Annotated in this window: 13 protein-coding genes and 1 pseudogene; all 14 read left to right on the top strand. The window is 54.4% G+C overall.

The window, feature by feature from the left end; all coding sequences use genetic code 11:
• The first annotated feature begins 33 nt into the window (after positions 1–33).
• The 14 genes and pseudogenes from acpP to ycfP all read left to right on the top strand — a co-directional run bounded on the left by acpP (position 34) and on the right by ycfP (position 11977).
• Positions 34–270 carry an acyl carrier protein gene (acpP, locus tag GEAM_RS11020; RefSeq protein WP_015690190.1) on the top strand — a complete coding sequence of 79 codons (237 nt, stop codon included), beginning with the start codon at positions 34–36 and terminating at the stop codon, positions 268–270.
• Between the two features lie 98 nt (positions 271–368).
• The gene (fabF, locus tag GEAM_RS11015) at positions 369–1610 is read left to right on the top strand and encodes a beta-ketoacyl-ACP synthase II (protein WP_034791374.1); all 1242 of its coding nucleotides are present in this window, start codon (positions 369–371) and stop codon (positions 1608–1610) included.
• 166 nt (positions 1611–1776) lie between these two features.
• Positions 1777–2574, top strand: coding sequence for an aminodeoxychorismate lyase (pabC, locus tag GEAM_RS11010; RefSeq protein WP_034791372.1), 798 nt, complete (start codon positions 1777–1779; stop codon positions 2572–2574).
• 25 nt (positions 2575–2599) lie between these two features.
• Positions 2600–3625: an endolytic transglycosylase MltG gene (mltG, locus tag GEAM_RS11005; RefSeq protein ID WP_034791370.1), complete on the top strand. Its 1026-nt coding sequence runs from the start codon at positions 2600–2602 to the stop codon at positions 3623–3625.
• Positions 3615–4259 carry a dTMP kinase gene (tmk, locus tag GEAM_RS11000; RefSeq protein WP_034791368.1) on the top strand — a complete coding sequence of 215 codons (645 nt, stop codon included), beginning with the start codon at positions 3615–3617 and terminating at the stop codon, positions 4257–4259. The genes mltG and tmk overlap by 11 nt, the downstream gene beginning before the upstream one ends.
• On the top strand, positions 4256–5233 hold the full coding sequence (gene holB / locus GEAM_RS10995; protein ID WP_034791365.1) for a DNA polymerase III subunit delta': 978 nt from the start codon (positions 4256–4258) through the stop codon (positions 5231–5233). Before tmk ends, holB begins: the two co-directional genes overlap by 4 nt.
• Positions 5234–5314: 81 nt before the next feature.
• The gene (locus GEAM_RS10990) at positions 5315–6109 is read left to right on the top strand and encodes a metal-dependent hydrolase (RefSeq protein WP_034791363.1); all 795 of its coding nucleotides are present in this window, start codon (positions 5315–5317) and stop codon (positions 6107–6109) included.
• A gap of 349 nt (positions 6110–6458) precedes the next feature.
• On the top strand, positions 6459–7892 hold the full coding sequence (gene ptsG / locus GEAM_RS10985) for a PTS glucose transporter subunit IIBC (protein WP_034791361.1): 1434 nt from the start codon (positions 6459–6461) through the stop codon (positions 7890–7892).
• A 203-nt stretch (positions 7893–8095) separates the two neighbouring features.
• Positions 8096–8449 carry a purine nucleoside phosphoramidase gene (gene hinT, locus GEAM_RS10980; RefSeq protein WP_034791359.1) on the top strand — a complete coding sequence of 118 codons (354 nt, stop codon included), beginning with the start codon at positions 8096–8098 and terminating at the stop codon, positions 8447–8449.
• A gap of 40 nt (positions 8450–8489) precedes the next feature.
• On the top strand, positions 8490–8858 hold the full coding sequence (locus GEAM_RS10975) for a YcfL family putative periplasmic lipoprotein (RefSeq protein ID WP_034791357.1): 369 nt from the start codon (positions 8490–8492) through the stop codon (positions 8856–8858).
• 21 nt (positions 8859–8879) lie between these two features.
• Positions 8880–9471, top strand: a pseudogene (gene lpoB, locus GEAM_RS10970) (penicillin-binding protein activator LpoB).
• Positions 9467–10348 carry a phosphotransferase gene (locus tag GEAM_RS10965; RefSeq protein ID WP_419471229.1) on the top strand — a complete coding sequence of 294 codons (882 nt, stop codon included), beginning with the start codon at positions 9467–9469 and terminating at the stop codon, positions 10346–10348. The pseudogene lpoB and the gene GEAM_RS10965 overlap by 5 nt, the downstream one beginning before the upstream one ends.
• Before the next feature lie 24 nt (positions 10349–10372).
• Positions 10373–11401, top strand: a complete 1029-nt coding sequence (gene nagZ, locus GEAM_RS10960; RefSeq protein ID WP_034791356.1) for a beta-N-acetylhexosaminidase — start codon at positions 10373–10375, stop codon at positions 11399–11401.
• A gap of 33 nt (positions 11402–11434) precedes the next feature.
• Entirely contained in the window at positions 11435–11977 is a 543-nt protein-coding gene (gene ycfP / locus GEAM_RS10955; RefSeq protein ID WP_034791354.1) for an alpha/beta hydrolase YcfP, read from the top strand.
• Positions 11978–12158 lie beyond the last annotated feature (181 nt).

Here is a 12158-nt window from a genome sequence, read left to right as displayed (position 1 = left end):
GCGAAAGCGAGTTTTGATAGGAAATTTAAGAGTATGAGCACTATCGAAGAACGCGTTAAGAAAATCATCGTTGAACAGCTGGGTGTTAAACAGGAAGAAGTAGTTAATGCTGCGTCTTTCGTAGACGACCTTGGCGCTGATTCTCTCGACACCGTTGAGCTGGTTATGGCTCTGGAAGAAGAGTTTGATACCGAGATCCCTGACGAAGAAGCTGAAAAGATCACTACTGTTCAGGCAGCTATTGATTTTATCAACGCTAGCCAGCAGTAAGCTAATCTGCTTTTAGTTTAGATAGTTAGGCGGTCATTCGACCGCCTAAGTTTTTTCTGACCCACCGTATCAATTTTTCCCTCCCTGGAGGACACAACGTGTCTAAGCGTCGAGTTGTAGTGACTGGACTTGGCATGCTGTCTCCTGTCGGCAATACTGTAGAGTCCACTTGGAACGCTCTTCTTGCCGGTCAGAGTGGCATTAGCCTAATCGACCATTTTGATACTAGTGCCTTTGCAACGCGTTTTGCTGGCTTAGTAAAAGATTTTAATTGTGAAGAGTACATTTCGCGCAAAGATGCCCGCAAAATGGACGCCTTCATCCAGTACGGCATTGCTGCCGGCATCCAAGCGATGCAAGACTCTGGGCTTGAAGTCACTGCCGAAAACGCCCCGCGAATTGGTGCGGCGATTGGTTCAGGTATTGGCGGTCTCGGTCTAATCGAAGAAAACCATACTTCATTGGTTAACGGCGGACCCCGCAAGATCAGCCCATTTTTCGTTCCTTCCACCATCGTAAACATGATTGCCGGTCATCTGAGCATTATGTTTGGCCTGCGTGGACCGAGCATTTCAATTGCCACAGCTTGTACTTCTGGTGTTCACAATATTGGTCATGCCGCTCGAATCATTGCTTATGATGATGCCGACGTGATGCTGGCCGGCGGTGCCGAAAAGGCCAGTACCCCATTGGGTGTGGGTGGTTTTGGTGCAGCACGCGCTTTATCCACGCGTAATGACAATCCACAGGCGGCGAGCCGTCCGTGGGATAAAGACCGCGATGGTTTCGTACTTGGCGACGGCGCTGGCATTATGGTGCTGGAAGAGTATGAACACGCGAAAAAGCGCGGCGCAAAAATTTATGCTGAAATCGTTGGTTTTGGCATGAGCAGCGATGCATTCCACATGACTTCTCCTCCGGAAGATGGCGCTGGCGCCGCTCTCGCGATGGAAAATGCCTTGCGCGATGCCGGTATTGCCGCTTCTAAAATTGGTTATATCAACGCGCACGGCACTTCTACCGCCGCCGGAGATAAAGCCGAAGCCCAAGCCGTTAAATCGGTGTTTGGTGCTGACGCACAGCGCGTGTTGGTGAGTTCGACCAAGTCTATGACCGGCCACTTGCTGGGCGCGGCGGGCGCGGTTGAATCCATCTTTACCCTGCTGGCGCTGCGTGACCAGGCTGTCCCTCCAACTATCAACCTGGATAACCCAGATGAAGGTTGCGATTTGGACTTCGTGGCGCACGAAGCTCGTCAGGTAAGCAATATGGAATACACGCTGTGTAACTCGTTCGGCTTTGGCGGCACCAATGGTTCATTGGTCTTCCGTAAAGTCTGACGGGATATTCCCAGCCTGTTGAAGATGTCTGAAAGGCCCGATATTCGGGCCTTTTTGTTATCTGAGACTCGCGGTATAAAGTCAGAATGCTCTACTTGATAGGCCAAGCAAACTGCCTCAGGCTTCGCTGGGGAACTGCTCACAAGAGTCACAGCGGGAGTAAGTAATGTGGATTAACGGTGTCTCGACCCATTTATTGCCAGCAGGGGATCGCTCTGCACAATTTGGTGACGGCAGTTTTACAACGGCTCATATCTCACAGGGGAAAGTAAAACTCCTGTCAGCGCATCTTGACCGGCTGAAGGTCGCGACCGAGCGTTTGATGATTACGGGCGTGGATTGGTCACTGCTCGAAGCCGAAATGCTGCACGCCGCCAGCCTGTGCGACGAAGCGGTGCTCAAGGTGGTGGTGACGCGTGGGGCAGGTGGCCGCGGCTATAGCCCGCAAGGCTGCGATTCGCCGACGCGGATTATCTCCACCTCTGCTTACCCGGCGCATTATCACGCATGGCGCGAGCAGGGCGTTAAACTGGCTCTTAGCCCGGTGGCACTCAGCCAAAACCCGCTGTTAGCCGGCATTAAGCATCTCAACCGCCTCGAGCAAGTGATGGTGCGCCTGCACCTCGACCAGACAGATGCCCAAGAGGCACTAGTGGTTGATACCGCCGGGATGCTGGTAGAATGCTGTGCCGCCAATCTTTTCTGGCGCAAAGGGGAGAGCGTTTTTACTCCCGACTTGTCACTGTCCGGGGTGTCCGGCGTGATGCGACACCATATTATTGCCTTGCTCGAGCAAAGTGGCCGGTTTAGCGTTTCCGTGGTTGCAGAGCCGCCGCAGACTCTGAGTGATGCAGAAGAAGTGATTATTTGTAATGCCCTGATGCCCTTTATGCCGGTGCGTCAGGTAGAAGATTGGCATTTTACGTCGTCAACTTTGAACGACTTTTTACATCAGGTTTGTTAAACCAGCGCATCAGAAGTGAACAATCATGAAGAATAAAAAATTCAAAATCCCTGCTCTTATTATCGTCATTCTGCTTGCTGCGCTGGCTTTTGGTTACCACAAAGTGAAAACTTTTGGCGATCGCCCGATCAATGTCAGCAGTGAGACTATCTTTACTCTGCCAGCCGGTACTGGCCGCGTGGTGCTGGAAACCCTGCTGGTGAAACACCAGATCATGCAAAAAAATCCCTACTTCTCTTGGCTGCTGCGCATTGAGCCGGAGCTGAGTAATTTCAAAGCTGGGACCTATCGCTTTGAAAAGGGCATGACGGTGCGCCAAATGCTCGAATTGCTGAGAAGTGGCAAAGAGGCGCAGTTTAGCGTGCGTCTGGTGGAAGGCTTTAAACTCAGTGACTGGATGAAGGTGCTGGATGACTCGGCCTACCTCAAACACGAGTTAAGTGGCAAAACCGGCGAAGAGATTGCCGCCGCGCTAGGCATGACCGACACCAAAAACGCCGAAGGCTGGCTCTATCCGGACACCTATCTCTATACCGCGGGCATGACCGACCTGTCTCTGCTCAAGCGCGCTCACCAGCATATGGAGAAGACCGTAGACAGCATTTGGAAAGGCCGCGCTGACTCGCTGCCTTACAAAACGCCAACCGACATGCTGACCATGGCGTCTATTATTGAAAAAGAGACGGCGGTCAAAGAGGAGCGCGCCGAAGTGGCTTCGGTGTTCATCAACCGTCTGCGCATCGGCATGCGCTTGCAGACTGACCCGACGGTGATTTACGGCATGGGTGAGAACTACAAAGGCAACATCAGCCGTAAGGATCTCGAGACGCCGACGCCTTACAACACTTATGTGATTTCTGGTTTGCCGCCATCGCCAATTGCCATGCCAAGCGAAGCCTCGATTGAAGCTGCGGCGCATCCGGCGACCACCAATTACCTCTATTTTGTGGCTGACGGCAAAGGCGGCCACACCTTTACGACTAACCTCGAAAATCACAACAAAGCGGTGCGTGTGTATCGCGAGGCATTGAAAAATAAGAATGAAAAGTAAGTTTATTGTTATTGAAGGTCTGGAAGGGGCCGGTAAAACCACGGCGCGCGACGTTGTGGTAAACCAACTGCGCGAACTGGGCGTGGAAGAGATTGTCTTTACCCGCGAGCCGGGCGGAACGCCGTTGGCTGAAAAGCTGCGCGACCTGTTTAAACGCGGCGTTGACCACGACAAGCCGACGGTGAAAGCCGAAGTGCTGATGCTCTACGCCGCCCGCGTGCAGTTGGTTGAAACCGTTATCCTGCCTGCCTTGGCGCGCGGAGCTTGGGTGGTTGGCGATCGCCATGACCTCTCTTCGCAAGCTTATCAGGGCGGCGGCCGTGGCATTGACCCGGAACTGATGCGCTCTCTGCGTGATATCTCTCTGGGGGATTTCCGCCCTGACCTGACGCTCTACCTCGACCTGCCGCCTGAAATTGGTTTGCAACGCGCCAGCGCGCGCGGCGAGCTGGATCGCATTGAGAAAGAGGCGCTGCCGTTCTTTGAACGCACTCGTGCGCGTTACCTGAGCTTGGTGGCGGAAGACTCGCGGATCAAAACCATCGATGCTTCCCAGCCGCTGGCGCAGGTCACGGCTTCAATCCAACAGACGCTGAGTCATTGGTTTGCCGAGCAGCAGGGCCAAGCGCAATGACGTGGTATCCGTGGCTGAGCGCCCCTTATCGTCAACTGGTGAGCCAGTACCAATCTGGCCGCGGTCACCATGCCTTGCTGATGCACGCTGCGCGCGGTATGGGCGAGGAGGCGCTGGTTTACGGGCTAAGCCGCTGGTTGCTGTGCCAGCATCAAGACGGCGAGAAAAGCTGCGGCACCTGTCGTAGCTGCCAACTGATGATTGCTGGCAACCACCCTGACTGGCACGTTTTGACGCCAGAGAAAGGCAAGAATTCGCTCGGCATCGACCCTGTTCGTCAACTGATTGAAACGCTCTACAACTATTCTCAGCAGGGCGGGGCCAAGGTGGTTTGGCTGCCCGAGGCCGAATTGCTGACCGAAGCCGCCGCCAACGCATTGTTGAAAACGCTGGAAGAGCCGCCGGTAAAAACCTATTTCCTGATTGGTTGCACCGAGCCTGCCAGCCTGCTGGCGACCTTGCGCAGCCGCTGCCTGTATTGGCATCTGGCGACGCCGGAAGAGAATCTCGCGGCGCAGTGGCTCAGCCGTCAACTGAGCGCCGATCCGCTGGCTATCAAAACGGCTCTCAGGCTCGGCAATGGCACGCCGCTATCGGCGCAGGCGCTGCTGCAGCCTGAGCGCTGGAAGCAGCGAGTGGCGCTGTGCCAGCAGTTGGCCACAAGCTGCCAGCAGCGGGACATGCTTTCTTTGCTGCCGCAGCTTAATCATGATGACGTCGGCGAGCGCGTGCAGTGGCTCTGCTCTTTGCTGCTCGACGCCATTAAATGGCAGCAAAACGCCGGGCAGTTCATCATCAATCACGACCAACAGAACCTCATTAGCCAGATTGCTCACCTGCAAACCAACGACGCGTTGCAGAAAAGCGTGCAGGGCTGGATGCACTGCCGCCAGCAGCTTCTGACCATTACTGGCGTCAATCGGGAGCTGATCCTTACCGAGCAGTTGCTCGAATGGGAACAGTTGCTGGGCTAATGAGACCAAAATGATTATTCAGCAGCGCGTCATTTCATCGGTGCGCTGACCTGCCAAAACCATCGTAAAGAGTTAAATATTATGTTTTTAGTCGACTCCCATTGTCATCTCGACAGTCTGGATTACAACGAGCTGCACAGCGGTGTGGATGCAGTATTAGAAAAAGCCCGCGAGCGCGACGTGAAGTTCATGCTCGCGGTTGCCACGACCTTGCCGGGCTACCGTGCCATGACCCAGCTGATTGGCGACCGCCCGGATGTGGCGTTTTCCTGTGGCGTCCACCCACTGAACATTGACGGGGGTTATGATTTCGACGAGCTGCGCCAGCTAGCGGCAGACCCTAAAGTGGTTGCCATGGGCGAGACCGGCCTCGATTACTTCTACCAGAAAGAAGAGCAGCAGATTGCCTTGCAGCAGGACTCTTTCCGCCATCACATCCGCGTCGGCCGCGAGCTGAACAAGCCGGTGATTGTCCATACGCGTGATGCGCGACAGGATACGCTGGACATCCTGCGCGATGAGAAAGCCGGAGAGTGCGGCGGCGTGCTGCACTGCTTCACGGAAGACCTGCCGACGGCGGAGTTCTTACTGGATCTGGGCTTTTACATCTCCTTCTCGGGGATTGTTACCTTCCGCAATGCCGAGCAGTTGCGCGACGTGGCGCGCTATGTGCCGCTGGATCGCCTGCTGATTGAAACTGACTCGCCTTACTTAGCCCCGGTCCCGCACCGTGGTAAAGAGAACCAGCCTGCCTATGTTCGCGACGTGGCCGAGTACATGGCCGTGTTGAAAGGGGTTAGCCTTGAAGCCCTCGCCGAAGCCACAACGGCCAACTTTTCACGCCTGTTTCACCTCAACACTTCCTCCCTGAGCTAGCCTTAAAAAGCAGTCATATTCACTGGAATTATTTTACGGCTCGTAATTAATGGCCTGAACGGGTAATGTGCACACCCGTTTTAGGCTGTCAGAAGCGGCAAATTTCAGATTTTCTTTAACGAAAGTCTCATTTTTAAGCGCGCTTGCCGTCTTTTTTCAATAAAACGTGACTGCCATCAAACATTAAAAAAGGGAATTATTTTACCCTTCGTAAAAATTCAAAAGGGGTGCTTAGACACCCTGAACGCCAAGGGTTTTCATAACCTTGCAACGCGGCAGTTTGCAGATCCACATAAGCGGACGCCGTGAGAAGTATCTAAAGCATCATTACTCAGGAGCACACTCAATTATGTTTAAGAACGCGTTTGCAAACCTTCAAAAGGTGGGTAAATCGCTGATGTTGCCAGTCTCCGTACTGCCAATCGCAGGTATCCTGCTTGGCGTCGGGTCGGCAAACTTCAGCTGGCTGCCAATGATCGTTTCCCACGTTATGGCCGAGGCTGGTGGTTCAGTCTTCGCTAACATGCCGCTGATTTTCGCCATCGGTGTTGCCCTCGGCTTTACTAACAACGACGGTGTTTCTGCACTGGCGGCGGTGGTTGCCTACGGCATCATGGTGAAAACCATGGCCGTGGTTGCGCCATTGGTACTGCACTTACCGGCTGAAGAAATTGCAGCTAAACACTTAGCAGACACCGGCGTTCTCGGCGGTATCATCGCAGGTGCAATTGCAGCCTACATGTTCAACCGTTTCTACCGCATCAAGCTGCCTGAGTATCTGGGCTTCTTCGCGGGCAAACGCTTTGTCCCAATCATCTCCGGCTTGGCTGCTATCTTCCTGGGCGTGGTGCTGTCCTTCATCTGGCCACCTATTGGTACGGCTATTCAGACCTTCTCTCAGTGGGCTGCTTATCAGAACCCAGTGGTTGCTTTCGGCATCTACGGCGTGGTTGAGCGTTCGCTGGTTCCATTCGGTCTGCACCATATCTGGAACGTTCCATTCCAGATGCAAATCGGTGAGTACGTGAACTCAGCCGGTCAGGTGTTCCACGGTGACATCCCTCGCTACATGGCGGGTGACCCAACTGCGGGCAAACTGTCTGGTGGCTTCCTGTTCAAAATGTACGGTCTACCAGCGGCTGCAATCGCTATCTGGCACTCAGCGAAACCTGAAAACCGTGCGAAAGTTGGCGGCATCATGATCTCCGCTGCGCTGACTTCATTCTTGACCGGTATCACCGAGCCAATCGAATTCTCCTTCATGTTCGTGGCACCAATCCTGTACGCAATCCACGCGATTCTGGCAGGTCTGGCCTTCCCAATCTGTATCCTGTTGGGTATGCGTGACGGTACCAGCTTCTCACACGGTCTGATTGACTTCATCGTGCTGAGCGGCAACAGCAGCCGTATCTGGCTGTTCCCAGTGGTTGGTATCATCTATGCCATCGTTTACTACAGCATCTTCCGTTTCCTGATTGTGAAACTGAACCTGAAAACGCCAGGTCGCGAAGAGAGCAGCAGCGAGCAATCTGCTCAGGGTGGCTCAGAAATGTCAGCTTCTCTGGTTCAGGCGTTCGGTGGTAAAGAAAACATCACTAACCTTGATGCTTGCATCACTCGTCTGCGCGTTAGCGTGGCTGATGTCTCCAAAGTGGATCAGGCTGGCCTGAAGAAACTGGGTGCAGCAGGTGTGGTGGTCGCGGGTTCAGGCGTTCAGGCAATTTTCGGTACTAAGTCTGATAACCTGAAAACGGATATGGACGAATACATGCGCAACCACTAATCCTCGGATTAGCGTTGAGCAGTAGCAAAAAGGAGGCTTCGGCCTCCTTTTTTCATGTCTGCTATCCGGCAAAACGGCATTTCGGGCGCGGGATGGCGCTTTCTACGCCAATTAAGGTTTAAAAAGCGTAATCAGGTTGAAAGGAATAGAAATTGTCACTCATACTGGTGGCATTGCTTTTGACTAAGATAAGGACTGGCAAGATGGCCGAAGAGACAATTTTCAGCAAAATTATCCGCCGTGAGATCCCTGCGGACGTGGTTTATCAAGATGAGTTAGTCACGGCGTTTCGCGACATAGCTCCTCAGGCACCCAACCATATCCTGATCATTCCTAACGTGTTAATCCCGACCATGAATGATGTGACGACCGAGCACGAAGCTGCGCTGGGCCGCATGATGACCGTCGCGGCTAAAATCGCCGAGCAGGAAGGTATTGCTGAAAACGGTTATCGCCTGATTGTGAACTGCAATCGCGATGGCGGTCAGGAGGTTTATCACATTCACATGCATCTGGTGGGTGGCCGTAAGTTAGGCCCGATGCTGGCGCGTCCATAAGGCTTTGTCTTCATAAAGCTCTTTGTTAAAAGGAAGTACCATGCGTTTTTTGATGGCGTTGTTACCCGTTGTATTACTGATGGGCTGTAGCAGTGACCCGCATATTGCACTAAACAATCAGCAGACCGTCATCATGGAATCGCCGGTGTTGACGGCGGGAATCATCCCAAGCTCGCCGTCTATTTCTGAAGTCGGTGGGCGTAAACAAGCCAGCAGCGTGCTGAGTAACAGCCAGCCCCACGCCGTGACCTTGCACTATCGTTTCTATTGGTATGACAAACAGGGGCTGGATTTACTGCCGATTGCCGAAGCCAGAACCATTACCGTTCCGGCCAACAGCGAGCTGACTATCTCCTCCCTGAACGGCAATCTGGATGCGTACAGGGTGCGTGTTTACCTCTACCTTTAATGTCCTCTACGGAGTAGGTTGATGAAAAAGTATTTCCTCATGGTGGCCTTTGCCGCCCTGATCCTTGGCGGTTGTACCTTGCCAAACCAACAGCAGCAGCCTGAGCAGCCAACCGCGCCTGTGACCCCGGTTGAGCCTGAGAAACCACAAACTGAAGTGCCGCCGCCGCCAGAAACCGTGCCGCAGCCGCCGAAAGAGCAGACCATTAACTGGAAAGCCAGCGTTCAGCCAATGGTAGCGAAAAATGCTGCAAGCTGACGGCGTTCAGGCGGGCAGCGTGTTGCTGCTCGACAGCGTGAAAAACAGCACCAACGGCTCACTGCCAGTGGGTAACGCCACGGCGGCTCTGCACGACGCGCTGGCCACCAATAACAAATTCCAAGTGGTTCCTGATACCCAGTTAGCCAGCGCCAAGCAGGCGTTAGGTCTGTCAGTTGACGACAGTCTGGGTTCGCGCAGCAAGGCGATTGGTCTGGCGCGCTACGTTAACGCCCAGTACGTGCTCTACAGCACGGTGACGGGCGACGTGAAGTCACCGACGCTGAAAATGCAGATGATGACCGTGCCGAGTGGCGAAATTGTGTGGTCGGGTAACGGTGCCGTCCAGCATTAAGGCGTCACTCGAGCAGCGCTTAGCACAACAACTTCCGGCGGTCTTTTCCGCCGGTTGTCATTTAAGCCCTGTGGTCGGGTTGACGGGTGAAAGCTGGAAAATCGAGGCGCCGGGGCAAACTCTGTTGGCGCGCATGCAGTCGGCTGATAAAGCCGCGTTGGGCGTCAATCGCCGCCGAGAGCAGGCTCTGTTGCGCCATGTTGCGGCACTGAATATTGCGCCGCAAACTCGGCTAATTTCTCCGCCGTGGCTGGTTGTGACATGGCTCAGCGGCCAACCCTGCGAACCAGACTTCTTCTCTCACCGGCATAATCTGGACAGGCTGAGTCAGCGCGTGGTCGAGCTACAGCGGCTGCCGCCCAGTGGCTATCGGCTCCAGCTTCACCAGCAATTCTCCCGCTATTGGCAACAGATCGACCGTTCGCGCCTGACTGCCGATTGGCTGCGCCTACACCAGCACTTTATGCACCAATCCATGCCACAGCCGTTAAAGCTGGCGGTGATGCATATGGACATCCACCCCGGCAATCTGGTGGACGGCGAGCAGGGCCTGCGGCTGATTGACTGGGAGTACGCCGCCGACGGCGATATCGCTTTAGAGCTTGCGGCGCTGTTTCGTGGCAATGGCTGGAGTGATGAGCAGCAGCAATACTTTCTGCAAACCTATGCTGCCGCTGGCGGCTATGGCGGTCATAAACAAACCCGGCGTTTACAGCAGCAAATTCGCCGCTGGACCCCGTGGGTTGAGTACCTAATGTTGATGTGGTTTGAAGTTCGCTGGCAACAGACCGGCGATCGCCAATTTACCGACTGGGCGCAGCCGCTGCGTGAGAGCCTATTCACCAGAGCCATGCCCGGTAGAAAGCATAATAAATAAAGGAGAAACGACGTGGGCCCAGTAATGTTAGACGTTGCCGGCTATGAGCTGGATGCTGAAGAGCGCGAGATCTTGCAACACCCGCTGGTCGGCGGCTTAATTCTGTTCACCCGTAACTACCATGACGTGGAGCAGCTGCACGAGCTGATTCGCCAGATTCGCGAGGCGTCGAGAGAGCGCTTGGTGCTGGCGGTCGACCAAGAGGGTGGTCGAGTACAGCGTTTCCGCGAAGGCTTTACCCGCATTCCGGCCGCGCAGTCTTTTGCCGAAATCAATGAGCTGCACGAAGGCAAACGTCTGGCGCAGGAAGCGGGCTGGCTGATGGCGTCGGAGATGATTGCCATGGACATTGATATCAGCTTCGCGCCTGTACTGGATATTGGCCACATCAGCGCCGCAATCGGCGAGCGCTCATTCCACGCCGAACCGCAAAAAGCGTTGGAGATGGCTGAACAGTTCATTCTCGGCATGCACAGCGCGGGGATGAAAGTCACCGGCAAACACTTCCCCGGCCACGGTGCGGTCAGTGCCGACTCGCACAAAGAGACGCCGCGCGACGACCGCCCACTGTCGGTTATCCGCGAACACGACATGGCGATTTTCCGCCAGCTCAACGAGAAAAAGCTGCTCGATGCGGTGATGCCCGCTCACGTTATCTATACTCAAGCTGACCCGCGTCCGGCGAGTGGTTCCCCTTACTGGTTGCAGCAGATTTTGCGCCAAGAGCTGGGCTTCAACGGCGTTATCTTCTCCGACGATCTGTCGATGGAAGGGGCAGCGATCATGGGCAGCTATGCCGAGCGCGGGCAGGCATCGCTCGACGCCGGATGCGACATGATTCTGGTTTGCAACAACCGTCAGGGAGCCGTGAGCGTGTTAGATAACCTGTCTCCGGTCAAAGCAGAGAAGGTCGCTGGCCTGTACCATCGGGGCAAGTACAGTGGGAAAGATGCGCGCCGCGATTTGTTAAATTCCAGCCGCTGGCAGCAGTCCAACCGTGAACTCACCGCGCTGGACGCCCGCTGGCAGGAGCATAAACAGTCGGCTCGCTAATCTAATCAACGCACAGTCAGGACGAGGAAAACGATGATCATTTATTTGCATGGCTTTGACTCAACCAGCCCCGGCAACCATGAAAAGGTGCTGCAACTCCAGTTTATCGACCCGGACGTTCGCTTCATCAGCTACAGCACGCTGCATCCGCGTCACGACATGCAGCATTTGTTAAAAGAAGTGGATAAAGCCATTCAGCAATCCGGCGACCAGCGGGCGCTGATTTGCGGCGTGGGACTGGGCGGTTTCTGGGCCGAGCGTATCGGCTTCCTGTGCGGCATTCGTCAGGTGATGTTCAACCCGAACCTTGCGCCGCAGGATAATATGACCGGCAAAATCGACCGCCCGGAAGAGTATCTGGACATCGCCACCAAGTGCGTTAGCGATTTCCGCGAGAAAAACCGCGATCGCTGTCTGGTGATTTTATCCCGTGAAGACGGCGTGCTCGACAGCAATGACAGCGCCAGCGCGCTGCATCATTACTATGAAATTATCTGGGACGATAAGCAGAGCCACAAGTTCAAAGATATCTCGCCACACCTGCAGCGCATCAAAGCTTTCAAAAACCTCGCCTGAGTTTGCGACGAGTAACAAAAAAACGGCCCGCGAATCACCTTTGCGGCCGTTTTTTTACTTTCAGCCTCGCCAATCATGCCTAAACTTGCCCCGGCGGCATGACTTTTTTCTGCCATTTCTCCGCGCTAACTCCCTGATTAAAAACGGTCAAAAGCCGTGCCATTTTCGTAACTAAAATTAG

This window comes from Ewingella americana ATCC 33852 (genome assembly GCF_000735345.1).
Lineage (GTDB): Bacteria > Pseudomonadota > Gammaproteobacteria > Enterobacterales > Enterobacteriaceae > Ewingella > Ewingella americana.
This window is presented reverse-complemented; position numbering and strand designations above follow the sequence as displayed.